Annotated in this window: 22 protein-coding genes and 2 tRNA genes; 17 read left to right on the top strand and 7 right to left on the bottom strand. The window is 45.6% G+C overall.

All coding sequences use genetic code 11. The features are described from left to right. Nucleotides 1–7 precede the first annotated feature (7 nt). Nucleotides 8–964: a homoserine kinase gene (gene thrB / locus AC5O63_RS14460; protein WP_004743205.1), complete on the top strand. Its 957-nt coding sequence runs from the start codon at nucleotides 8–10 to the stop codon at nucleotides 962–964. Continuing rightward, entirely contained in the window at nucleotides 961–2,244 is a 1,284-nt protein-coding gene (gene thrC / locus AC5O63_RS14455; protein ID WP_486787313.1) for a threonine synthase, read from the top strand. Before thrB ends, thrC begins: the two co-directional genes overlap by 4 nt. A gap of 217 nt (nucleotides 2,245–2,461) precedes the next feature. Here the strand turns inward: thrC and AC5O63_RS14450 are convergent, their stop codons facing one another. The 4 genes from AC5O63_RS14450 to mtnN form a co-directional block, all read right to left on the bottom strand. Further along, on the bottom strand, nucleotides 2,462–3,082 hold the full coding sequence (locus AC5O63_RS14450) for a TRIC cation channel family protein (protein WP_239850900.1): 621 nt from the start codon (nucleotides 3,080–3,082) through the stop codon (nucleotides 2,462–2,464). A 74-nt stretch (nucleotides 3,083–3,156) separates the two neighbouring features. After that, nucleotides 3,157–3,978 (bottom strand): vitamin B12 ABC transporter substrate-binding protein BtuF, encoded by an 822-nt coding sequence (btuF, locus tag AC5O63_RS14445; protein ID WP_494505426.1) that lies wholly within the window; start codon nucleotides 3,976–3,978, stop codon nucleotides 3,157–3,159. Continuing rightward, nucleotides 3,979–4,932, bottom strand: coding sequence for a cobalamin biosynthesis family protein (locus tag AC5O63_RS14440; protein ID WP_494505425.1), 954 nt, complete (start codon nucleotides 4,930–4,932; stop codon nucleotides 3,979–3,981). A 14-nt stretch (nucleotides 4,933–4,946) separates the two neighbouring features. Then, nucleotides 4,947–5,642 carry a 5'-methylthioadenosine/S-adenosylhomocysteine nucleosidase gene (gene mtnN / locus AC5O63_RS14435; RefSeq protein WP_171323141.1) on the bottom strand — a complete coding sequence of 232 codons (696 nt, stop codon included), beginning with the start codon at nucleotides 5,640–5,642 and terminating at the stop codon, nucleotides 4,947–4,949. Between the two features lie 344 nt (nucleotides 5,643–5,986). Here mtnN and rpsO point away from each other — a divergent pair, with 344 nt between their 5' ends. The 5 genes from rpsO to AC5O63_RS14410 all read left to right on the top strand — a co-directional run bounded on the left by rpsO (nucleotide 5,987) and on the right by AC5O63_RS14410 (nucleotide 11,684). After that, nucleotides 5,987–6,256 carry a 30S ribosomal protein S15 gene (gene rpsO / locus AC5O63_RS14430; protein ID WP_004745010.1) on the top strand — a complete coding sequence of 90 codons (270 nt, stop codon included), beginning with the start codon at nucleotides 5,987–5,989 and terminating at the stop codon, nucleotides 6,254–6,256. A 329-nt stretch (nucleotides 6,257–6,585) separates the two neighbouring features. Then, nucleotides 6,586–8,718, top strand: a complete 2,133-nt coding sequence (pnp, locus tag AC5O63_RS14425; protein WP_171323139.1) for a polyribonucleotide nucleotidyltransferase — start codon at nucleotides 6,586–6,588, stop codon at nucleotides 8,716–8,718. Between the two features lie 133 nt (nucleotides 8,719–8,851). Then, complete coding sequence (gene nlpI / locus AC5O63_RS14420) at nucleotides 8,852–9,781, top strand: lipoprotein NlpI (protein ID WP_494505424.1); 930 nt, start codon at nucleotides 8,852–8,854, stop codon at nucleotides 9,779–9,781. A 107-nt stretch (nucleotides 9,782–9,888) separates the two neighbouring features. Further along, a complete protein-coding gene (locus AC5O63_RS14415) occupies nucleotides 9,889–10,302 on the top strand; it encodes a MarR family winged helix-turn-helix transcriptional regulator (protein ID WP_494505423.1) in 414 nt (137 codons plus the stop codon). A gap of 44 nt (nucleotides 10,303–10,346) precedes the next feature. After that, nucleotides 10,347–11,684: an MATE family efflux transporter gene (locus AC5O63_RS14410; protein ID WP_494505422.1), complete on the top strand. Its 1,338-nt coding sequence runs from the start codon at nucleotides 10,347–10,349 to the stop codon at nucleotides 11,682–11,684. A 49-nt stretch (nucleotides 11,685–11,733) separates the two neighbouring features. Here AC5O63_RS14410 and AC5O63_RS14405 read toward each other — a convergent pair whose 3' ends face one another. The 3 genes from AC5O63_RS14405 to AC5O63_RS14395 all read right to left on the bottom strand — a co-directional run bounded on the left by AC5O63_RS14405 (nucleotide 11,734) and on the right by AC5O63_RS14395 (nucleotide 15,817). Further along, complete coding sequence (locus AC5O63_RS14405; protein WP_272785654.1) at nucleotides 11,734–12,612, bottom strand: U32 family peptidase; 879 nt, start codon at nucleotides 12,610–12,612, stop codon at nucleotides 11,734–11,736. Between the two features lie 34 nt (nucleotides 12,613–12,646). Next, a complete protein-coding gene (gene ubiU, locus AC5O63_RS14400; protein ID WP_494505421.1) occupies nucleotides 12,647–13,660 on the bottom strand; it encodes a ubiquinone anaerobic biosynthesis protein UbiU in 1,014 nt (337 codons plus the stop codon). A 117-nt stretch (nucleotides 13,661–13,777) separates the two neighbouring features. Continuing rightward, a complete protein-coding gene (locus AC5O63_RS14395; protein ID WP_494505420.1) occupies nucleotides 13,778–15,817 on the bottom strand; it encodes a sensor domain-containing protein in 2,040 nt (679 codons plus the stop codon). Nucleotides 15,818–16,012: 195 nt separating this feature from the next. Between AC5O63_RS14395 and ubiT the strand changes: the two genes are divergently transcribed. The 10 genes from ubiT to truB all read left to right on the top strand — a co-directional run bounded on the left by ubiT (nucleotide 16,013) and on the right by truB (nucleotide 24,198). Beyond that, nucleotides 16,013–16,540, top strand: a complete 528-nt coding sequence (ubiT, locus tag AC5O63_RS14390) for a ubiquinone anaerobic biosynthesis accessory factor UbiT (protein ID WP_494505419.1) — start codon at nucleotides 16,013–16,015, stop codon at nucleotides 16,538–16,540. Then, nucleotides 16,524–17,027: a GNAT family N-acetyltransferase gene (locus AC5O63_RS14385; RefSeq protein WP_494505418.1), complete on the top strand. Its 504-nt coding sequence runs from the start codon at nucleotides 16,524–16,526 to the stop codon at nucleotides 17,025–17,027. The genes ubiT and AC5O63_RS14385 overlap by 17 nt, the downstream gene beginning before the upstream one ends. A gap of 223 nt (nucleotides 17,028–17,250) precedes the next feature. Further along, a complete protein-coding gene (gene secG, locus AC5O63_RS14380; protein WP_171323123.1) occupies nucleotides 17,251–17,583 on the top strand; it encodes a preprotein translocase subunit SecG in 333 nt (110 codons plus the stop codon). A 31-nt stretch (nucleotides 17,584–17,614) separates the two neighbouring features. After that, nucleotides 17,615–17,698: transfer RNA gene (locus tag AC5O63_RS14375), tRNA-Leu, on the top strand. A 56-nt stretch (nucleotides 17,699–17,754) separates the two neighbouring features. After that, nucleotides 17,755–17,831, top strand: a tRNA-Met gene (locus AC5O63_RS14370). A gap of 222 nt (nucleotides 17,832–18,053) precedes the next feature. After that, nucleotides 18,054–18,509, top strand: a complete 456-nt coding sequence (gene rimP, locus AC5O63_RS14365) for a ribosome maturation factor RimP (RefSeq protein ID WP_004744998.1) — start codon at nucleotides 18,054–18,056, stop codon at nucleotides 18,507–18,509. Nucleotides 18,510–18,533: 24 nt separating this feature from the next. Further along, nucleotides 18,534–20,021 carry a transcription termination factor NusA gene (nusA, locus tag AC5O63_RS14360; RefSeq protein WP_171323121.1) on the top strand — a complete coding sequence of 496 codons (1,488 nt, stop codon included), beginning with the start codon at nucleotides 18,534–18,536 and terminating at the stop codon, nucleotides 20,019–20,021. Between the two features lie 20 nt (nucleotides 20,022–20,041). After that, on the top strand, nucleotides 20,042–22,729 hold the full coding sequence (gene infB / locus AC5O63_RS14355) for a translation initiation factor IF-2 (RefSeq protein ID WP_494505417.1): 2,688 nt from the start codon (nucleotides 20,042–20,044) through the stop codon (nucleotides 22,727–22,729). A gap of 114 nt (nucleotides 22,730–22,843) precedes the next feature. Next, complete coding sequence (gene rbfA, locus AC5O63_RS14350) at nucleotides 22,844–23,251, top strand: 30S ribosome-binding factor RbfA (RefSeq protein ID WP_005472794.1); 408 nt, start codon at nucleotides 22,844–22,846, stop codon at nucleotides 23,249–23,251. Then, complete coding sequence (gene truB, locus AC5O63_RS14345) at nucleotides 23,251–24,198, top strand: tRNA pseudouridine(55) synthase TruB (RefSeq protein WP_171323117.1); 948 nt, start codon at nucleotides 23,251–23,253, stop codon at nucleotides 24,196–24,198. Before rbfA ends, truB begins: the two co-directional genes overlap by 1 nt. Nucleotides 24,199–24,351 lie beyond the last annotated feature (153 nt).

The raw sequence follows: 24,351 nt of genomic DNA, 5'->3' as shown, positions 1-24,351 counted from the left end.
CCGTGGTATGGATGTAGCAGTTTACGCTCCAGCATCAATTGGTAATGTTAGTGTCGGTTTCGACGTGTTGGGGGCGGCTGTGTCCCCAATTGATGGCACTCTGCTCGGTGATCGAGTTTTAGTGAAATCAGGTAGCGAACCATTCAGTTTGAAAACAGCAGGTAACTTTGTTTCTAAGCTGCCTGCTGATCCAAAAGAAAATATCGTTTATGACTGCTGGCGAGTATTTGCCAGAGAGCTAGACAAAAAAGGTGAAGCCCTGCTGGCGTTGGAAATGACGTTAGAAAAGAACATGCCAATCGGCTCTGGATTAGGTTCTAGTGCCTGTTCGATTGTTGCCGCGCTTGATGCACTAAACCGTTTTCATGGTGAGCCGTTAAATGAGACTGAACTGCTCGCACTCATGGGTGAAATGGAAGGCCAAATTTCTGGTGGCATCCACTATGATAACGTTGCGCCATGTTACTTAGGTGGCGTTCAGCTTATGCTAGAAGAGCTTGGGATTATTAGCCAAGAAGTGCCATGCTTTGACGATTGGTACTGGGTAATGGCGTATCCAGGGATCAAGGTTTCAACCGCTGAAGCGCGTGAGATCTTGCCTTCTCAATATCGCCGTCAAGACATCATTGCTCACGGTCGTCACCTTGCTGGCTTTATCCATGCTTGTCATTCAAATCAACCTGAATTGGCAGCGAAGATGATCAAAGACGTGATCGCTGAACCGTATCGTGAGAAACTGCTACCAGGCTTTGCTGATGCACGTAAATATGCAGCTACAGCCGGGGCTTTGGCTACTGGTATTTCTGGTAGTGGCCCAACACTATTTAGTATTTGTAAAGATAAAGATGTCGCTGAGCGAGTTGCTCGCTGGCTTGAACAGAACTACGTACAAAATGAAGAGGGATTCGTCCATGTTTGTCGCCTCAACAAACAAGGTTCGAACGTAACAGGAAGTGAGCTATGAAGCTGTACAACATAAAAGAAAATGATGAACAAGTATCCTTTGGCCAAGCCGTTCGCCAAGGGTTAGGTCGTAACCAAGGCCTTTTTTTTCCACAAGAGTTGCCTAAGTTCGATGATATCGATGCCCTGTTAGCAGAAGATTTTGTTTCACGTAGTACAAAGATTCTTTCTGCGTTAATCGGTGATGAACTTGCGGAAGAGAAAGTGAACTCGCTAGTGGATGCTGCTTTCCAATTCCCAGCTCCAATTAACAAAGTTAAAGAGGGCGTATACGCGCTAGAGTTATTCCATGGTCCGACATTAGCGTTTAAAGACTTTGGTGGTCGTTTTATGGCGCAGTCACTCGCGGCTGTTTCTGATGGCGGTAAAATCACCATCCTAACCGCAACTTCGGGTGATACGGGTGCAGCAGTGGCTCATGCCTTCTATGGAATGGAAGACATCAATGTCGTTATCCTATATCCAAAAGGTAAGATCAGCCCGCTACAAGAAAAGCTGTTCTGTACGCTTGGTAAGAACATTCACACAGTAGCCATTGATGGTGACTTTGACGCTTGTCAGGCTTTGGTTAAGCAAGCATTTGATGATGCGGCACTGCGTGAAGAGATTGGCCTTAACTCAGCGAACTCGATCAACATCTCACGTCTAATGGCGCAAATCTGTTACTACTTTGAAGCGGCTTCACAGCTAAGCAAAGAGCAGCGTGAGAATCTTGTTGTTTCTGTACCAAGTGGCAACTTCGGTAACTTAACTGCGGGTCTATTGGCTAAAGCACTGGGTTTGCCAATCAAACGTTTCATTGCGGCGACTAATGCCAATGACACTGTGCCACGCTACCTAGAAACTGGTAAGTGGGATCCTAAGCCAACAGTGGCGACAACATCGAATGCGATGGATGTTAGTCAACCAAACAACTGGCCGCGTATTGAAGAGCTATGCCGCGTAAAAGAGTGGGGCTTAGAGACGCTTGGTAAGGGTGCTGTTACTGATGCGCAAAGTGCTGAATCAGTCAAAGAGCTGCATGAGCAAGGCTATCTGTGTGAGCCACACGGCGCGATCGCTTACCGCGTTCTAGACGAGCAGCTTCAAGAAGGTGAGACGGGTCTTTTCCTATGTACCGCTCACCCAGCTAAGTTCAAAGAAGTAGTCGATGATATTCTAGGTTCAGATATCGAATTACCAGGACCACTTGCTAAGCATGCAGCAATGGAGCTTCTATCTGAAGACCTAGCGAACGACTTTGACTTGCTAAAACAAGTACTGCGTCGAGTGCAGAAGTAATCCTAAACAATGGAAGATTAGAAAGGTCGCTTAGGCGGCCTTTCTTTTTTTGAACGCTTCGTTTTGAGATCGGGCTGCGCCCGCGAGAATCGGGAACGGACTTCGTCCTTCGAGAGTTTTTCGTTCCCACATCCCGAATCCATAGCGAAGCGTTCCTAAATAAAAAGGATTGACACTTAGTGCCAATCCTCGATCTTTTCTCGCTTCTCGCTTCTCGCTATCGATTCAAAGCAAACGTCGGCAGTGACAAGTGCCAGCGAATGGCGCCAAGTCTAATGAGTAGAGTCGAGGCTACACCTGCGAGAAATGCGCTATCGCTACTGTGACCCATGGCTAAAGCGGTGGTGTGGAATGCGCCACCAATGATACATGCGGTCGCGTACACTTCACTTCTAAGAACCATTGGTACTTCACGGGCAAGTACGTCACGGATAATACCGCCACCGCAGCCTGTTATTACACCCATAATGATCGCTACAAGGGCTGAGTCTTGATAAGCCATGGTCTTTTCAACACCAATGCCGACAAACACCGCGAGACCTATTGCATCACAGACAGGTAATATCCACCATGCGAGACGTTTAGGTCTTCTGACGATAAGCATGGTGAGTAAGCAAGTAATCAGGATGGTCCATAAATAGTTGGTATCGGTGATCCAGAAAACCGGCGTCGCGCCCAAGGCCATATCACGGATGGTGCCTCCGCCTATAGCGGTGACACTACCAAGTACAGCAACACCAAAAGGGTCCATTTTTAATCGACCCGCTAATAGAACACCTGAAATTGCAAAAATAGCCGTACCGAACAAGTCGACGACATAAAGCAGCATGGAATCCATGACACTAAAATCTCTTACTTAAAAAAGGGAACAGAAAACGAAGAGAGATTGTACGAGATCTCATCGTTTAACCGTTAGCGATTTCGCCTTACTGTTTCGAAATGCTCACAAACTTGCTCGATAGCTTTGAGCGTTCTTGGCGTTGGGCGATTTATCCAGTCTGAATTTAAAGACCAGATATAGTTGTTCTTTACCGCCGAAAGTTGCTCACTCCACTGCGCCCAAATATTGCCATTGGCGATGGCATGCTGAGAAGTAAACATCACCTCCGGGTTTTGTAAGATGACTTGCTCTTTTCCTACTTGAGGGTAAGGCGCAGCACTGCTCTCAAAGATATTTTCACCGCCACAGAATGAAAACACTTCACTAGGCCATTTGCCTTGCGCTAAAGTGATAATAGGCTGCTCACTCAGTTGGTAGAAGTAACGAACTTTAGACTCTGTATCGTAACGATTTTTGAGTTCGGCTAGCTGATTTCTAAACTCCTGAGCGTTCTTTCTTCCGACATTCGGATCTTCTGCATATTTGCTTAGCTGCTCAATGTTAGCGGCAATATCTTCTAGTGAGTGGGTTTGAGAGTAGTAAATGTTGAGGCCAAATTGCTTAAGCTTGTCGAGCTCTCCATTTGGGTTACCAGAAGGCCACGCGATAATGAGATCCGGTTGTAGGGCGATGATACGTTCGATCTTGATCCCTTGATAGTTCGCGACTTTTTCTATTTTTTGCGCTTGTTCCGGGTAATCACTTCGTTCACTGACGGCGACGAGTTTGTCTCCAAGCCCTGCGGCAAACGCAAGTTCTGTTGCGTGTGGTGCCAAGCTGATAACGCGCTCTGCAGGAGCTGATACTGCAAAGTGAGAAACAAAAGCCGTCAGGAGCAATAAGGTGAGACGCATTTAGATTCCTTGATAGATTAAGCCCATGATAAGGCTTTGGATAATAATCCAAGCGAACATTCGCCACGCCAGAGTTTTTTGTACCTGAGCAATATGAATGGCTGATGGTGCAATGCGACCACCAAGTTTAGCACGTACCGCTTTGTGACCGTCATAAATCGCCGGACCGCCGAGTGAAAGTTCAAGCTTGGCACCGACGGAAACCAATAGCCAGGCAGGTCCAGGAAGAGGCCACGACTTGGCTTGTTCTTGAATTAGTTGAGCGGTTGCTTGCGCCCTATGACCTAAGGTGATCATGATGGCAAACAGCCTAAGTGGGATAAAGTCTAATACTGCCACCGCACGAATTGCGGGAATACCAAATGGTGAAAAGCGTTGTCTGCTTGGTGACCATGCCCGAGCCAACTCTACACTCATGCGATACATGAAAGCTCCGATACCACCGCCAATGGCATACCAAAACAGCACGCCGACGACATTGCGGCCGTAAGACATGATCAGAGTTTCTGCGCCCGCTTTACCTAGCCCTAATATTGATAAAGGCGCGGTCGAGCGATTGATGAGTGGCTTTATGAGCATTTTGGCATGCTCTTTATCTTCGCGAGCCATCGCAGCGACAAATTGGGCGGTAAATTTGTCGGTATTACGCCAATCAATCGCGAGCAGTAAAAAGGCCAATTCGAACAGTTCTGGCTGCCAAACCAGCGGTTTTAGTGCAATCAAGACAGCGAGCATTGGAAATAGCATTAATAACCAAGCTAGAGTGCCAGAGATAATGCTTTGCGAATAATTGGAATTAACGTTGACCTTGTCCGCTAACTGCTCAGCAAACTTATGCCACAAGATGGCGGGATGTGCCTCACGTGGGAAAGGTAGGATTAGATGAAATAACAATGCGCCCCACAATACGAGGAGCGCGCCATTCGAGTAAAATTGATTGAAAATATCTTCCATGATATCGCTTCAGCTTACTTCAGCAGGTCAACCATTTTTACCACCATCTCAGATGAACTCTTAGCAGCTAGCGGTAGGAACTCATCAAAGCTCATGCCTGCTTCTTTGTCGGCTACGTCAGAGATAGCACGTACGACAACGAATGGGACCTTGAATTGGTGACAGGTTTGAGCGATAGCTGAAGCTTCCATTTCAACGGCGATAACCGAAGGGAAGTGTTTGCGAATGAAGGCTTGGCGCTCCGCGCTTGCTACAAATGCATCACCAGTACAGATTAGTCCTCGTACCGCGTGTTTGTCTTCCATTTGCGCCAGTGCTTTTTCAGCCACATCCATCAGTTTTTCATCTGCCATGAAAGCCGCTGGTTGCTGTGCCATCTGTCCCATTTCATAACCAAATGCTGTGACGTCTGCATCGTGGTGACGAACTTCAGTTGAAATAACAACGTCGCCAAGGTTTAGGCTAGAGTCAAAGCCACCTGCAGAACCTGTGTTAATCACGACATCAGGCTTGTATTCGTCAAGTAGAATCGTCGTACCTACCGCAGCAGCAACTTTACCGATACCTGATTGAAGGAGTACAACCTCTACACCATTAAGCTGACCCGCGTAGAAAGTACAACCCGCTTTAGAGACTTCTTGGCAGTTTTCAATAGCTTGCTTAAGAATAGAGACTTCTTGCTCCATTGCACCGATGATGCCGATTTTCATAAGGAATCCTGTTAATTCAAATAGGTAGGTTTAGATAGGCTAAGTGTAACAGAAAAGGGCAATAACGGAACGGACTTCGTCCTTCGGGAGCGCTTCGCTTGAGAGTCGAGATCGGGCTTCGCCCTTCGAGAGGTGCGTACTTGGTGGTAGATAGATGAGCCTTAGTTTAGAAAGTGTTGATAGGAAACTCTCTCGATTCTCGCCTCTCTATTCTAGACTCTCGCTTCCTTTCAAATACCTATTGCTTAACCTGTGTACATCCCCTATAATTCGCGCTTCTCGTGTCGGCTGAATCAGAGATTGGCTGACACAAATATCAACCTACTCTTATTTAGGAGAGAATTATGTCTCTGAATGCAGAAACTAAAGCAGCAATCGTTGCAGAATACGCGCGCTCTGAAGGCGACACTGGTTCACCAGAAGTACAAGTAGCTCTACTGACTGCTTCTATCAACCACCTACAAGGTCACTTCAAAGCTCACAAAGGCGATCACCACAGCCGTCGTGGTCTTCTACGCATGGTTTCTAGCCGTCGTAAGCTTCTTGACTACCTGAAAGGCAAAAACCTTTCTCGTTACCAAGACCTAATCAAGCGTCTAGGCCTACGTCGCTAATCAGCGGCTGCATAGAACAGTTTGTCGAAAAAGGGGCTTTTAGCCCCTTTTTTGTTGCCCGTTAGTTATTTTGGCTGCTATAGCTTAGCCAAACCGAATTAATCCCGCTATACTACGGCGGCCGAAATCTATCGGCATTTTCTATTTGCTCATTGCATTACAATTACATCGTATGCAGTTATAGAATTTAGTTTCTAGCTTCTCGTTTGATTCCGGTCGTAAGTGGTCGATTGGGAGCTACAAACTAAACTCTAGACTGTTTAAGCATGTAATGCCTTGGGCTAACACAATTGCTCTTATTAAACAGAGCTATCCCAAAAGGAATAACAATGTTCGAAAAACCAGTTGTTAAAACGTTCCAGTACGGTAACCACACAGTTACTCTAGAGACTGGCGTTATCGCACGTCAAGCTACGGCTGCAGTAATGGTTACTATGGACGATACAGCAGTATTCGTTTCTGTAGTGGGTAAAAAAGAAGCGGTAGAAGGTCAAGACTTCTTCCCTCTAACGGTTAACTACCAAGAGCGTACTTACGCAGCGGGTAAAATCCCTGGTGGTTTCTTCAAGCGTGAAGGCCGTCCTTCTGAAGGTGAGACGCTAACGGCTCGTCTAATCGACCGTCCAATCCGTCCTCTATTCCCAGATGCATTCAAAAACGAAGTACAAGTTATCGCAACTGTAGTATCTGTGAACCCAGACGTACAGCCAGATATCCCAACAATGATCGGTACTTCAGCAGCACTTGCTATCTCTGGTATCCCGTTCAACGGTCCTATCGGTGCAGCGCGCGTTGGTCACATCGACGGTCAACTTGTTCTTAACCCAAGCAACACTGAGCTAGAAACATCTAAGCTAGACCTAGTTGTTGCGGGTACTGAATCTGCAGTACTTATGGTTGAGTCAGAAGCGGACAACCTAACTGAAGAAGAGATGCTTTCTGCGGTAGTATTTGGCCACGATCAACAGCAAGCGGTTATCAATGCAATCAACGAATTCAAAGCTGAAGTTGCTACTCCTGCTTGGGATTGGGTTGCTCCTGAAGAGAACACTGCGCTTGTAAACAAGATTGCTGAGCTAGCAGAAGCGAAACTTGTTGAAGCGTACCAAATCACTGAGAAGATGGCTCGTTACGACCGCATCCACGAGATCGCTGGTGAAGTAAACGAAGTACTGCTTGCTGAAGATCCAGAAGCAAACACCAAAGAAATCCACACTATCTTCCACGATCTAGAGAAGACAGTGGTACGTCGCAGCATCATCGCTGGTAACCCACGTATCGATGGTCGTGAAAAAGATATGGTTCGTGCGCTAGACGTACGTACTGGTGTTCTTCCACGTACTCACGGTTCATCACTATTTACTCGTGGTGAAACTCAGGCTCTAGTAACTGCGACTCTAGGTACGCAGCGCGATGCTCAAATCATCGACGAGCTAACTGGTGAGCGTAAAGATCACTTCCTACTACACTACAACTTCCCTCCATACTGTGTTGGTGAAACAGGTTTTGTTGGTTCTCCTAAGCGTCGTGAAATCGGCCACGGTAAACTAGCTAAGCGTGGTATTGCTGCAGTAATGCCTTCTGTTGATGAGTTCCCATACACAGTACGTGTTGTATCGGAGATCACTGAATCTAACGGTTCTTCATCAATGGCTTCTGTATGTGGTACATCTCTAGCTCTTATGGATGCTGGTGTGCCAATCAAGTCTTCTGTTGCGGGTATCGCAATGGGTCTTGTTAAAGAAGGCGACGATTTCGTTGTTCTTTCTGACATCCTTGGTGACGAAGACCACCTAGGTGACATGGACTTTAAAGTAGCAGGTACTAACACTGGTATTACTGCACTTCAGATGGATATCAAGATCGAAGGTATCACTAAAGAGATCATGCAGATTGCTCTTAACCAAGCGCAAGGTGCACGTAAGCACATCCTATCTGTGATGGATGAAGCAATCTCTGGTGCTCGTGAAGATATTTCTGAGTTCGCTCCGCGTATTCACACAATGAAGATCAGCGCTGAGAAGATCAAAGACGTTATCGGTAAAGGTGGTGCAGTTATCCGTGCTCTAACTGAAGAGACAGGTACAACTATCGAAATCGAAGACGACGGTACAATCAAGATTGCTGCAACTGAAGGTACAGCTGCGAAAGAAGCAATCCGTCGTATCGAAGAGATCACTGCAGAAGTTGAAGTAGGTCGCATCTACACAGGTAAAGTAGCGCGTCTAGCAGACTTCGGTGCATTCGTAACTATCCTGCCAGGTAAAGATGGTCTAGTACACATCTCACAAATCGCTGACAAGCGTGTAGAGAAAGTGTCTGACTACCTAGCTGAAGGTCAAGAAGTTCAAGTAAAAGTTCTTGAGATTGACCGTCAAGGCCGTGTACGTCTAAGCATGAAAGAAGCAGTTGAAAAGACTGAAGAAGCAGCTTCAGAAGAGAAGCCAGCAACTGACGCATAATGCGATTTAAGTGAATAGGCAGATTCTGCGAATTAGCCTATTTTGCTAAAAGCATGTTATAAAGGGAGCATTAGGCTCCCTTTTTTTATGCGGAAGACGCTAGGTAGCAGCCTAGCAACAGGAGTATTTATTTGTGAAATGGTTTCAAACCGCAACGCTTAGCCTTGCCTTGTTAGTGACAGCAGGCTGTGCATCAACATCGAACCAACAAGCTGAGTGGGTGCTGCCGCCTATGGTAGAAGCGCTTCAGCCTAGCTTGCAGCAAGAGGTTCAGATCGCACGTTTAAGCCAACTACTTGGCAGAACAGATCTACCTAATGAAACACGCGCTAAAATACTCTATGAACGCGGCAACTACTATGACAGCGTAGGTTTACGCAATCTAGCGAGATTAGACTACGAACAGTCTCTTGCTATTTATCCAGCGCAAGCGGATCTGTTCAACTTACTGGGTGTCTACTTTACTGAAAAGCGCAATTTCGATGCGGCTTACGATGCCTTTGATTCGGCTTTAGAGTTGGCGCCAGATAATAGCTATGCGGCACGTAACAGAGCCATTGCGCTCTATTATGGTGGTCGTTTTGATCTCGCATTAGAAGAGATGCAGCAGCATTATAATCAAGAACCGAGTGATCCATTCAGCGCGTTGTGGCTCTATATAATTAAGTCAGAGATTTCACCGGAAATCGCTAGGCAAGAGCTTGAACAGAGCTACCAAAATCGCAATGACAAGTGGGGTTGGATTATGGTTGCGATTACCTTGGGTGAGATTTCTGAAAAGCAAGCATTCAAAGCAATTGTCGAAAGTACACGAGATAAAGTCGTGCTTGCCCAACACCTGACGGAAGCTTACTTCTATCTAGGTAAGCGCTACCAACAAAGTGACTCAGAGCAGGATATCGCCAAAGCGATTTCATTCTACCGTCTTGCGATCTCATTCAATGTTTTTGAGTATGTCGAGCATAGATACGCAATACTAGAATTGACTAATATTTATGAAGATCTACAAGCGCAAGTCATCGCTAGAGCGAAAGCCCAGCAAGCGGCAAATCCAACTCAATAGAACTATTGAACCTACGTAAAGAAAAGCGCTGATTCAGCGCTTTTTTATTGCTTGTTAATTAAACTGCCGTTAATATTGTTAGCTTGGCTAACTAAGTGGACTTGCCTATGAATCTAGAAACTAGCCTGATTGAGCTTGAACGATTTTGTTCTAAAGCTTGGCGTATTTATGGAAAAGAAGATCCTTTGTCGCTGTTGAGCTTTAATGAGTTCGACTATTTGCGTGTCGTTCAAGCCTTTCCTGAAGGGATACGAATTACAGATTTAGCCGATGAAATGAAAGTGACCAAGCCTTCTGCTTCAAATATGGTTGTACGACTAGAAAAGAAAGGGCTTGTTAAACGAATCTCATGTAATGAAGATGCGCGTTCTAAGAAAGTCGTCTTAACCGAGAATGCGATACAAGATATGTCTCTTGAGCAGGTTGTCTATAAAGAGATCGCTGAGGTTATGAACTCTAAGCTTTCTGAGCAAGAAGCTGAGCAACTCGTTAGCTTATTGAAAAAGTCGTTATCGACTTAAAATATTAATTATTTAGTTAGCCTTGCTAACTAGAGCAGAGAAACATGCAAACATCCATTTATAAACAGTTTTGGAAATACACCATCCCAACCGTCGCGGCAATGCTCGTCAACGGTTTGTATCAGGTGGTGGATGGAATCTTTATTGGTCGCTATGTCGCTGCAGATGGCCTCGCAGGTATTAACGTAGCTTGGCCTGTTATTGGTTCAATTCTTGGCATTGGTATGTTGTTGGGCGTTGGAACAGGTGCTTTGGTATCCATCCGCCAAGGCGAAGGAGACACTCAAGGCGCGAAAAAGATACTAGCAACAGGTTTGCTTTTATTACTTGTTTTGGCACCTCTTGTTTCAGGCATCTTGTATTTCTGTTCAGAGTATTTCTTACGCTGGCAGGGTGCTGATGGAAAAGTTTATGAACTAGGGCTGCAATACCTACACGTGTTAATCGGCGCTTGTATCTTTACCTTAGGCTCCATCGCGATGCCATTTTTACTGCGTAATGATGATAACCCTAACTTAGCGACGATTTTGATGGTAATCGGCGCTGTGATTAACATTGCGCTAGATTACTTAATGATTGCAGTGTGGGACTGGGAGCTTACAGGAGCTGCGTTGGCGACCGCTATTGCTCAGGCTGTGGTGACATTACTTGGCCTTGCGTACTTCTTCTCATCTAGAGCCAACTTAAGGCTTAAGTTGAGTGAGGTTCGTTTGAGCTTACCTGTCATTCCACAAATATTTGCCATAGGCACGTCAAGCTTCTTTATGTATGCCTATGGTGCAGTGATGGTCGCGCTACACAATAATTTATTCGCTCAGTATGGCGATGTGATGATGATTGGAGCCTATGCGATTCTTGGCTATATAGTGACTGTTTATTATCTTACTGTAGAAGGTGTCGCAAACGGTATGCAGCCATTGGTCAGCTATAACCATGGTGCGCGAAACAAAGAGAACATCCGAGCATTACTTAAAATTGCTATGACTACGGCTATCTTGATTGGTGTTGCCTTTGTATTGGTGATTAACCTGTTCCCTAGAGAGTTTGTCTCGGTGTTTAACTCAACCGATGAAAAGTTAATAGAGAACACAATACTAGGCTTTAGATTGCATCTATTCGCGCTTTTTTTAGATGGTTTCTTAGTGGTTGCGGGTGCTTATTACCAGGCAATTAATAGTGGCACTAAGGCGATGTTTGTGAATATTGGCAATATCTTAGTTCAGTTGCCTTTCTTGTACTTAATGCCGAAGTTGCTTGGTGTTTCTGGAGTTTGGATTGCTTTCCCGCTTTCCAATATTGCACTGAGTGCCGTCGTTATAGTAATTCTGATGAAAGACCTGCGTCGTTATCGGATTCACCAAGCGGAACAAGCGATTGCTTAATAGAAAAGGGCTCAGTTGAGCCCTTTGTTGTATTGGTGACTATCTAGAACTAGAGAGTTTTCACTTCTAAACCGGCTAGTTGGTGCCAGTAGCCATTACACTGTCTGCTTTCGATTTGGCTAGGGCTGGCTCCTTGTTCATTCGCTCGGAATTTATCTACTTGTGAGAAGGTATCAAGACCAAGTGGACTTAAGCGAACCACGTCGACCAATCCTTGCATGCTTGGTAAATCATTGATGAGGTTGTAACAGTAGCCTGACTGAGTCTGGATACCATTAAGATTAAACACCTCTTGTCCTTCTTGGCTGCTTACCTGAATGCCCGTTGGATATTTGATACAGCAAGTCTCGCAATCATCCTTGGCTTTATTTTCTGCTCGGGCAGTGAAGCAGCGCGCCGAGTAGGCTAGGGGGAGATAACCGTGGCTGAATACCTCGACTTCAAATTTGCCTTTAATACCGATCTCGTCACATTGGTTAAGCACATTACCTAACCACTCACGAGATAGCTCTACCGGCATACACCAACGAGTCATGCCTTGTTTTAAGAACAAGTTTAAAGTGTGCGCGTTGTAGGTATTCACCGCAGGGCCGACAACGAAAGGCACTTTACGCTCAGAGGCAAGTTGAATCGCAGAGACATCATTGGCTTCAATGGCGAAATCACCATTGTCGATGTACTTCTTCATCACGTTGACTTCGCTTGGGGCTTCGAGCAATGCCATTGTCGACAACACGACTTGCTTACCAGTTTTGCTGAGCTCCTTTGCAATCTCAAACCAGTGCGCTGGTTTCATCTCGCGGCGCTTTGAACAGACACTCTCACCTAGATAGATAATATCTGCCGAGCTGGTTTTCGCTTGCTCATAAAACGCTTCGACATCTTGCTTTGGCCAGAAGTAGAGTAGTGGGCCGAGTGCATATTTCATGTTGTTTTCCATTGTTATCTCTACAAGTAAAGCTCTACTGCCATTTACGGTGGTATGCGCCAAGTGTGGTTTGCGTACCTTCTGATACATTAGCGAGCGTCGCATTCCAGCTTGGCTCTACTTGATAGCCTTCTGGGTTCGTCAAGTAACGATCGATTGCGGCTCGCCAAGTTCGGGTTACTTGCTCAACGTAAGCTGGGCTGCGTTGGCGACCTTCAATCTTGACGGAAGCAACATTAGCGGCAAAGAGCTCGGGCAGCATAGATAGCGTATTCAAGCTGGTCGGCTCTTCCAGTGCATGATAAGCCTTAGTTTGCTCATCCAAGTCCGCAGTGAATCGCCCTTTACATAAAGTAGGGTAGCCCGCATTTTCACCTTCACTGTAGCGATCAATCAGGATGTCATTAAGGCGAGATTCGAGGCCGTTTTCCGTTTCTTGCCAGCGAACGTATTTAGCTGGAGAGCAAGCCCCCACGGTATTGGGAGACTCGCCTGTCATGTACGACGACAGATAACAACGGCCTTCAGACATAATGCACAGGCTGCCAAAAGCGAATACTTCTAGCTCGACGTCACTGGTGATGTTGCGTGACAGCTGCTTTACCTGATGAATGGAAAGGACACGTGGCAGCACAACACGCTTTACATTGAAATTCTGTTTGTAGAAATCAATGGCGGCGACATTGGTTGCGGAGGCTTGCACTGATAAATGAAGTTCAAGCTGTGGGTATTTTCGCGCGGCATATTCGAGTACGGCAATGTCTGCCACGATCAGAGCATCTACACCACTTTGCGCCGCTCGGTCGACTGCTTCTGTCCAGCGTTCGAATCCATCTGGATGAGCGAAGGTGTTTAAGGCAACGTGTATTTTCTTGTTGTTGTCGTGAACGTATTGAACGGCTTTTTCGAGTTTCTTACCCGTAAAGTTCAAACCAGCGAAGTGGCGGGCATTGGTGTCATCTTTAAATCCGATGTACACCGCATCAGCACCACAATCAATCGCCGTTTTTAAGGCAGGTAAGTTACCTGCTGGGCATAGGAGTTCCATTGCTCGCACCATGACTGTCTGTTCTAAATTTGCTGAGCATTTTATGAAGAAATATGAACGGCAAATTTGATGTACAGCAGGTTTGCGTGACTTTCTAAGTCAAATACTCACTTGGAGTTAGTTTTTGTGGCGGCGATTCTGCGCAAATAGCTCTTCAACTTCTTGTCTTGGCTGAGGACGATAGAAGTGGAAGCCTTGAATTGAGTTACAATTTAGGTTGGAGAGTAGGGTTGCTTGCTGCTGGGTCTCAACACCTTCAGCAACGACAGTTAAATCAAGAGATTTACCAAGGTTGATGATGTTTTCGATAACGGTGATCTGCTTTGGCAGCGTATCTATATCAGAGATAAATGCTCGGTCGATCTTAAGCTCATCAATTGGGAAGCGCGCCAGATAAGAGAGCGAAGAGTAGCCAGTACCAAAGTCATCAATTGATAGCGCAAACCCCAGTTTTTTGATGGCATTCAGCATTTGAATCGTGTGCTCGCTGTCACTCATTACCGCACTTTCGGTTAGCTCGAAAGTGATGCAGCTTGGGTCAAGTTCTGTGGTGCGCAGCAGTTTTTCCATGTAGTCGATGAGCTTTGGATTACCAAACTGTTCTGGAGATAGGTTGATCGCCACTCGTCCAGGTAAGATACCTTGTAGCTTCCAGCGCTTAACCGTGCTAAAGACATCACGCATTACTACGCGACCTAAGTGCTCGATCAATCCTGCTCGTTCAGCTACCGGAATGAAAGCGCCAGGGCTGATATAGCCTTCGACTGGGTGTTTCCAACGGATCAGGGCTTCAGCGCCGTTGATGCTAAAATCACGAGCATTAACTTTCGGCTGATACCAAACCTCGAGGCCATTTTGCTGTAATGCTTTTTGCAGCTCGATTTCCAGCCATAGACGCATGCGAGCTTCTTTGTTCATCTGATCATTGAATTTAATCAGACGGTTACGACCGCGATCTTTCGCTTCATACATGGCCGTGTCGGCATTCTGCAGCAAAATGCGTGCGTCATTGCCATCTCCCGGATAAGCCACGCTACCAATTGAACACGCTAAGCGTTTACTAAAGTGGTGTAGATCAAAGGGCTGGTTAATCAGAGAGATAATTCGCTCAGACAGCATTTCTGCCATGCGATTGTTTTCAGGCTCAGGCAAGATAATGCCGAACTCATCGCCACCTAAGTGCCCCAACACGGCTTGTTGTGGAAGCAAACGCTTCAAGCGCGAAGAGACTTCTTTAATCACTTTGTCGCCAATATGGTGACCTAATGAGTCATTGATATTTTTGAAGTTATCAATGTCGAGGTAGAGCATGATTAAAGGGGTTTCGTTGTGGATCAGTTGTTCCAAACGCTTGGTAAAGCCAAAACGGTTGTACAACCCTGTTAGCGAGTCAAGGTGGATATCTTCCTGTTTATTGGTTGCAAGCGTAGTAGGTGCTGCTTCCGCATCATGAATCAGTATCAACTGTGAATCGCTACCCAGAATCATGGCAGCATCTGCCTGAAGTTGAACCTTACGCTCAAAACCACAGCGAGGACTCGTTAAACAAGTCAGTGGCGTTTCTCCAAGCATACTGGCTAACGATTCAGAAAAGACAGTCTTGGTTTTCTCATCAACAAATAAGCGCGATAGGCTTTCACCTAACACATCTTGAATCGAATCAAAGCCGAGTAATCGCAAGGCGGCTGGGTTGGCTGACAGAATACAATCATCTTCAACTAGGAAGATGCCTTCTGGCAATAAGCTAGTCAGTGTTGAAAACTTGCCTTCAGATTCCTCAAGAGAGCGAATCAGAATTTGTTTTTCAGAGGTATCAAGAGCGTGGAAAATGACATGCTCAATCTTGCCTTCGTTTTCGATAGGCGAGATGTTGAAATGGAGGCTCGTCTCTAGGTCGAGATCGCCCATGGTCATTTCCGCTTCGATGGATTCGCCTTTAAAGGCTCTATCGTAGTAAGGCTTGAGGTGGTCATAGAACTGCTGTCCCATGATCTGGCTGTCGCACATACCAACAAGTTCAGTCGGAGTTAGCCCTGCGATATCGCAATAGCGGCCATTAACCATTGCATAGTTATGCTGGTTATCCAAAATGGCGAAAAAAAACGGACTATTGGCCGTAATTTTTGTAAACCAGTGCTGTAATTGTTGCGATAGCATCAAGTTTTTTCCGACTCTCCAAAGAGCAACTATCCACGAAGTAGTGAATTTGAGTGATGTATTAACTATAACTGTCCTTGCCCAGACTTTAAAGAGTTAAGGCTTAGCGTAGATTCTTTGATAAATAACAGGAATCTCTAGTTAAACATCCTTTATGATGAGTAATTCTAGCTAACAAAGTAACGGATATCTCGCGTGATTAACAAGATTCGCACTCAACTAGTTCAAAATGCCGCATCAATTTTGCGATCTCCAGTCCACTTCTTACCTCAAACTGTTCAAAAAAAAGCCTTGCTTGAAGGGCTTAAAACTGTTTTTAAAGAAGCACTTGAGGATGGCGACTTTGAATTTCTCGAAGATAAGTGGTTAAAAGTTGAGGTAAAAGATCTGCAATTAAGTTGGCTGATAAGTTATAAGGATGACCAAATTATTGTCGCGGATAAGCCAGTTAAAGAAGATGTCTTGTTTAGCGGCAACCTCAATGACCTGGTATTGATTGCCGGACGCAAAGAAGATCCAGATACGCTATTTTTTCAACGTCGCTTGACGATTGAAGGAGATACCGAGTTAGGCCTTGAAGTAAAGAACTTGATGGACAGTGTTGATCTGGAGTCTTTACCTAAGCCTCTACAAACCTTGTTAAATCAACTAGCCGATTTTGTGCAAAAAGGATTACAATCGCCTGCAACACATAATGAGGTTGTAAATGCTTATTCGAACTGAAGCGCCGGCAGACATACTTGCCATTGATCGATTACTGAAATCAACGTTTGAAACCGAAGCGGAAGCTGACTTGGTCATGAAGCTAAGAGAAAACGGTCGTCGTACCTTATCTCTGGTTGCTTGTAATGACGAAGGAGAGGTGGTTGGTTACGTTCTGTTTAGTCCAGTGACATTAGACGGCAATGACTATAATTGGCAGGGGCTTGCACCGTTAGCTGTCGATGAAAAGTATCGCAGACAAGGTCTTGCGGCTGACATGGTTAAGGAAGGGCTAGCTTCATTACGTGAGTTTGGTTACCCAGCTTGTGTTGTGTTAGGTGCTCCTGCTTATTATGGCCGTTTTGGATTTGTGGATAGCGCAAATCAGCAAATGCATTGCCAATGGGAAGTTCCTCAAGGGGCATTCCAAGTCCTGGCGCTAGAAGAGAGCGAGTTTGACGGACGCTCAGGTTTGATTGAGTACAGTCCTGAATTTTCAGAGCTTTAATTTCAAATTCACCAATATAGAGTGCTTAATGTGTGGTTTTGTCCTTTTTTTGACCGCTTAGCTCTCAAGGTGTACTTTTTTGAAAAAATCTACTTGTCAGCGTAATCGGCTTTCGCTAGTATTGCTCGGCCTTCGATAAGGAGGTCGCTAGCCTTGTTCAAAAACATCAACAAAGAGTTTTCGAGCGGCGCTGGCTCAACAATTTGGAACATAGGTGGAAATCATGTTTACAGTTCTACTTGTGATTTACCTGTTGGCAGCGGTTGGTGTAATCGGCCTAGTGCTGATTCAACAAGGTAAAGGCGCAGATATGGGAGCCTCATTCGGTGCAGGCGCATCAAACACAGTGTTTGGCGCAAGCGGCTCAGGTAACTTCCTAACCCGAATGACTGCAATTTTTGCAACAGTATTTTTCATCGTCAGCTTAGTGCTAGGCAACATGTCTACACACAAAACTGAATCTCAATGGGTTGACCCTTCACAAGGTCAAGTGATTCAGCAAGCGGATGATGCGAGTGAAATTCCAGCCCCTCAAGGCGACGAAATTCCTCAATAAGCTATTTTCTAGCTGATAAATAGAATTAGCTGCCGAGATGGTGAAATTGGTAGACACGCTAGCATGAGGTGCTAGTGCCTTAGGTGTGAGGGTTCGAGTCCCTCTCTCGGCACCATTGATTTACAAACTTGTAAAACACCTTGGAGAGCGTATAATGCTCGACAAGTCGGACGCGGGGTGGAGCAGCTTGGTAGCTCGTCGGGCTCATAACCCGAAGGTCGTCGGTTCAAATCCGGCCCCCGCAACCAAATCTCTTCTCTTTTATAGAGAGTGGATTGGGACAAGTTTGCGCAATAGCGATATTGCGAGTTAAGTGGCATTGATATCACTTAACGTATCAGGGTCCAGCAACAAAAAACCCCGACTTTTCGGGGTTTTTTGTTATCTAAATTTTCTCATTGAGAATTTAGAGCTTTGCTTGGAATTTAAATTGGGCTCTGAGCCCTTTTTTTGTTTCTGGAGTGGTTTAAATGACTGGTTTAGAAAGACAACTTACTGAAATGCTTGAAGCTCCTGTAGCGGCATCAGGTTATGAGTTAGTTGGATTAGAATTTGTTCGCGCAGGTGAACACTCAACATTACGTATCTTCATCGATCACGAGAATGGTATTAATGTTGAAGATTGTGCTGAAGTTAGCCGCCAGGTTAGCGCGGTAATGGACGTTGAAGATCCAATCACAGTGGCTTACAACCTTGAAGTGTCTTCACCAGGTTTAGAAAGACCACTATTCAAAGCTGCACACTATGAACAGTTTATTGGTCACGAGGTAAGCATCGTTTTGAAGATGGCTGTAGGCAACCGTCGTAAGTGGAAAGGTGTAATCCACTCAGTAGATGGTGAAACTATCTCAGTTACTGTTGAAGGTAACGAAGAAGAGTTTGCCCTAAGCAACATTTCAAAAGCTAACCTGATCCCTAAATTTTAATTAAAGTCTTAGAGGCTATTTAAAATGAGTAAAGAAATTTTAGCGGTAGTAGAAGCGGTATCGAACGAGAAAGCGGTACCTCGTGAGCGTATCTTTGAAGCCCTAGAAATTGCTCTAGCTACTTCTACCAAGAAGAAGCACGAAATGGAAATTGATGTTCGTGTTGAAATTGACCGTAAAACTGGCGAGTTTGAAACATTCCGCCGTTGGTTGATTGTTGAAGAAGTTGAGAGCCCAACCAAAGAAATCTCTCTAGAAGCAGCGAAATTCGAAAACGAAGAGCTGGAACTAGGTGATTACGTTGAAGACGACATCGAATCAGTAACGTTTGACCGTATTACGACTCAAACGGCTAAGCAAGTTATCGTACAGAAAGTACGTGAAGCTGAGCGCGCGCAAATCGTAGAGCAGTTCATCGACAACGAAGGTGAGCTAGTGACTGGCGTGGTTAAGAAAGTTAACCGTGAAACAGTGGTACTAGACCTAGGTAACAATGCAGAAGCGGTTATCCTACGTGACGACCAACTTCCTCGTGAAAACTTCCGTCCAGGCGACCGTGTGCGTGGTCTACTTTACAAAGTGGCACCAGAAGCTCGTGGCTTCCAGCTATTCGTGACTCGCTCTAAACCTGAAATGCTAGCAGAGCTATTCCGTGTAGAAGTACCTGAAATCGCTGAAGAGATCATCGAACTTAAAGGTGCAGCACGCGATCCTGGTTCTCGCGCGAAAATTGCAGTTAAAACTAACGACAAGCGTATCGACCCAGTTGGTGCGTGTGTTGGTATGCGTGGTGCACGTGTACAAGCTGTTTCAGGCGAGCTTGGTGGTGAGCGTATCGATATCGTTCTTTGGGACGATAACCCAGCGCAATTTGTTATCAACGCAATGGCACCTGCTGATGTTGCTTCTATCATCGTTGATGAAGACGCAAACGCAATGGACATCGCGGTTGAAGCAGACAACCTAGCACAAGCTATCGGCCGTAACGGTCAAAACGTACGTCTTGCATCTCAACTAACGGGTTGGGAACTAAACGTAATGACAGTTGAAGATCTTCACAAGAAACACGCTGAAGAATCACAAGCTGCAATCGAAAGCTTCATGAAGCACCTAGATATCGAAGAAGACTTTGCTCAACTGCTTGTTGAAGAAGGTTTCTCTACTCTAGAAGAAGTGGCTTACGTACCTGTAAACGAGCTTCTTGAAGTTGACGGTCTAGATGAAGATCTAGTCGAAGAACTACGTAATCGTGCTAAGAATGCACTAACGACTCTTGCTCTTGCACAAGAAGAATCTTTCGAAGGTGTAGAGCCTGCAGAAGACCTACTTGGTCTAGAAGGTCTAGAGCGCGAGATGGCATTTAAACTGGCAGCTAAAGGTGTTGCAACACTAGAAGACCTAGCTGATCAGGGTATCGATGATATCGAAGGTATTGAAGGTCTAACCGAAGAACGTGCGGGTGAGCTTATCATGGCTGCTCGTAACATTTGTTGGTTCGGCGACGACGAATAATTTCAGCAAGGAGGAAGCGGATGACACAAATTACTGTTAAGGCACTGAGTGAAGAAATTGGTACACCAGTGGACCGCTTGATTGAACAACTTGCTGACGCTGGTATGAAGAAAGCGAGTAGTGATCAAGTTACTGATGAAGAAAAGCAGAAACTTTTGACTCACCTTAAGAAAGAGCACGGTGACACTTCAGGTGACGCAGAGCCAACTCGCTTAACGCTACAGCGTAAAACTCGCAGCACACTAAGCGTTAACGCTGGTGGTGGCAAGAGTAAGGATGTTCAAGTAGAAGTGCGTAAGAAGCGCACTTATGTGAAGCGCAGCATTATCGAAGACGACGCGAAACGTGAGGCTGAGGAAGCAGCAAAGCGTGAAGCTGAAGAGCTTGCGAAGCGTGAGGCTGAAGAGCAAGCGAAACGTGAAGCTGCAGAGAAAGCAAAACGCGAGGCCGAAGAGAAAGCGAAGCAAGAAGCGGATGCAAAACGCGACGCTGAAGAAAAGGCTAAACGCGCCCAAGCTGATAAGGCTAAGAAAGACATGAATGCAAAAAATGCGGAAGCTAATACGCAAGCGAAGAAAGAAGCTGACGAGCTGAAGCGTCGTCAGGAAGAAGAAGCCCAACGTAAAGCGGAACAAGAAGCAGCTAAGCTTGTTGAAGAAGCTCGTAAACTTGCTGAAGAAAATGAAGCTCGTTGGACTGAAGAAGAGAAGAAGAAGAAAGAGCTTGAAAACTCTGACTACCATGTAACGACTTCTACTTATGCTCGTGAAGCTGAAGATGCAGCAGACCGTAAAGAAGAAGGTGGCCGTCGTAAGAAGAAGAAAAAAGCTTCTAACAACGATGACCAAAATCGTGGTGGCCGTAACCAGCGTGGTGGCAAAGGCCGCAACAAAGGTAAACTGGCTAAGCCTGCTTCAATGCAGCAAGGTTTCGATAAGACAGCAACAGTTGCTAAAGCTGATGTTGTAATCGGCGAAACTATCGTGGTTTCTGAACTGGCAAGCAAAATGTCAGTGAAAGGCACGGAAGTTATCAAAGTAATGATGAAGATGGGCGCAATGGCGACTATCAACCAGGTTATCGACCAAGAAACAGCACAGCTAGTTGCTGAAGAGATGGGTCACAAGGTAATCCTGCGTAAAGAGAACGAGCTAGAAGAAGCGGTACTATCAGATCGTGATAACAACGCTGAAGCAGTTCCTCGCGCTCCTGTTGTTACTATCATGGGTCACGTTGACCACGGTAAAACGTCTACGCTTGACTACATCCGTAAAGCACACGTTGCATCGGGTGAAGCGGGTGGTATTACACAGCACATCGGTGCTTACCACGTTGAAACTGACAACGGCATGATCACTTTCCTTGATACTCCTGGACACGCAGCGTTTACTGCAATGCGTGCTCGTGGTGCTCAAGCGACAGATATCGTTGTTCTAGTAGTAGCAGCAGACGATGGCGTAATGCCACAAACAATCGAAGCGATCCAGCACGCGAAAGCGGCAGGCGTTCCTCTGATTGTTGCTGTGAACAAGATCGATAAAGAAGATGCGAACCCAGATAACGTTAAGAACGAGCTAGCTCAGTACGACGTTATTCCTGAAGAGTGGGGCGGTGAGAACATGTTCGTTCACATCTCTGCGAAACAGGGTACAAACATCGACGGTCTTCTAGAAACTATCCTTCTACAATCTGAAGTTCTTGAACTAACTGCAGTTGAAGAAGGCATGGCGTCTGGTGTGGTTGTTGAATCTCGCCTAGATAAAGGCCGCGGTCCAGTTGCAACTGTACTTGTTCAGTCTGGTACGCTAAACAAAGGCGACATCGTTCTTTGTGGTCAAGAGTACGGTCGTGTTCGTGCAATGCGCGATGAGAACGGTAAAGAAGTCACTACTGCTGGTCCTTCTATCCCAGTAGAGATCCTAGGTCTTTCTGGTGTACCTGCTTCTGGTGATGAAGCAACAGTAGTACGTGATGAGCGTAAAGCACGTGAAGTAGCGAACTACCGTCAAGGTAAATTCCGTGAAGTGAAACTGGCTCGTCAGCAGAAAGCGAAACTAGAGAACATGTTCTCTAACATGGCTGCTGGTGAAGTTGCTGAACTAAACGTTGTTCTTAAGGCTGACGTACAGGGCTCTGTGGAAGCAATCTCTGACTCACTAATCAAGCTTTCAACTGATGAAGTGAAAGTGAACATCGTAGGTTCTGGTGTTGGTGGTATTACTGAAACTGATGCCGTACTAGCAGCAGCTTCTAACGCTATCATCCTAGGCTTCAACGTACGTGCTGATGCAACTGCTCGTCGTACTGTTGAAAACGAAAACCTAGACCTTCGTTACTACTCAATCATTTACCAATTGATTGATGAAGTGAAACAAGCAATGGGCGGTATGCTTGCTCCAGAATTCAAGCAAGAGATCATTGGTCTTGCTGAAGTTCGTGACGTATTTAAGTCACCGAAACTGGGCGCAATCGCAGGTTGTATGGTTACTGAAGGTACCATCAAGCGTAACAACCCTATCCGCGTACTACGTGATAACGTTGTTATCTACGAAGGTGAACTAGAGTCACTACGTCGCTTTAAAGATGACGTACAAGAAGTTAAGAACGGCTACGAATGTGGTATCGGCGTTAAGAACTACAACGATGTTCGCGTTGGTGACCAAATCGAAGTCTTCGAAATCGTTGAAGTTAAACGTACTCTAGACTAATTGACTAACATTGCTGGCTTACTTATTGATAGATAAGCAGTAATTGGTTGTTGAATACGCCATGGGGGGCTGGAATTTATCCATCCCCCCATTCTTTCTAATAAGAGAAAAGATATGTCAAAAGAATTTAGCCGCACGCAGCGTGTTGCACAGCAGCTGCAAAAAGAACTCGCAATGATCCTTCAACGCGAAGTTCGTGATTCTCGCCTAGGCATGGTGACGATTTCTGATGTGGAAGTGTCACGTGATTTAGCATACGCGAAAGTTTTCGTTACTTTCCTATGTGTTGGTGAGCAAACGCCAGAATCTTGCCTAGAAGCACTACGTGAGCATGAAGTTCATATCCGTATGATGCTAGGCAAACGCATTCGCCTACGTCTAACACCTGAAGTACGTTTCCACTACGACAATACACTTGTCGAGGGTATGCGTATGTCAAACCTAGTGTCAGAGGTAGTTAACGAAGATAAGCGTAAACAGCATGATGCTGGCCGTGAAGAAGATCAGGCAGGTGAAGAGTAATGGCTCGTCGTCGTAAAGGTCGTCCAATTAATGGTGTTGTCCTTTTAGACAAGCCAACAGGCATTTCATCTAATGATGCGCTGCAGAAAGTAAAACGCATTTACTTTGCAGAGAAAGCAGGTCATACCGGTGCTCTGGATCCCCTAGCGACAGGTATGCTGCCAATCTGTCTTGGTGAAGCCACCAAGTTTTCTCAGTTCTTGTTGGATTCTGATAAACGCTACCGAGTGATCGCCAAGTTAGGGGAGCGCACGGATACTTCGGATTCTGATGGTGAAGTGGTTGAGACTCGCCCGGTAGACGTGTCTCTCGACAAGCTTGAAGCCTGTATTGATAAGTTCCGTGGTGAATCAGATCAAGTGCCTTCGATGTTTTCGGCATTGAAATACCAAGGTAAGCCTTTGTATGAGTATGCGCGAAAAGGTATTGAAGTGCCGCGTGAATCACGCAAAATTACGGTTTATGAAATCGTCCTGCATCGCTTTGAAGGTGATGAAGTCGAGATGGAAGTTCATTGTTCTAAAGGGACTTACATCCGCACTATCGTTGATGATCTCGGTGAGATGCTTGGCTGTGGTGCTCATGTCACTATGCTACGTCGTACTGGGGTTGCTAAATATCCATACGAGAAAATGGTGACTCTAGAGCAACTTAATGAGCTGTTAGAGCAAGCACATCGTGATGAAGTCGCACCGAAAGAGCTGCTTGATCCTCTGTTGTTACCTATGGATACCGCGGTAGAAGATTTACCAGAAGTAAACCTTAATGCAGAACTGACCAATTTGGTTCAACACGGTATGCCAGTGCAAGTATTCGGCGCACCAGAAGGCACACCGCTGCGTATGACTTCCGGTGAAGAGAAGCTGTTCATTGGTGTTGCTGAAGTGAACGATGATGGCAAGGTAGCACCAAAGCGCTTAGTGGTTTTCCGCGAAGAAGCTGAGTAACAGGCTACCGCTAGTGAATACCTAAAACCGAAGCTTAATGCTTCGGTTTTTTTATAGCTGCGTTGCGTAATGTCTACGCACACTTGATGCAATAGCAATAAGCAGTCGTTACTCAAGCAGCGAGGTTTGCCAAGGCGTCTGGACTCTTGTGTA

This window comes from Vibrio sp. SCP2 (assembly GCF_059295395.1).
The sequence above is the reverse complement of the archived record's forward strand: the minus strand, read 5'-3'. Positions and strand labels throughout refer to the sequence as shown.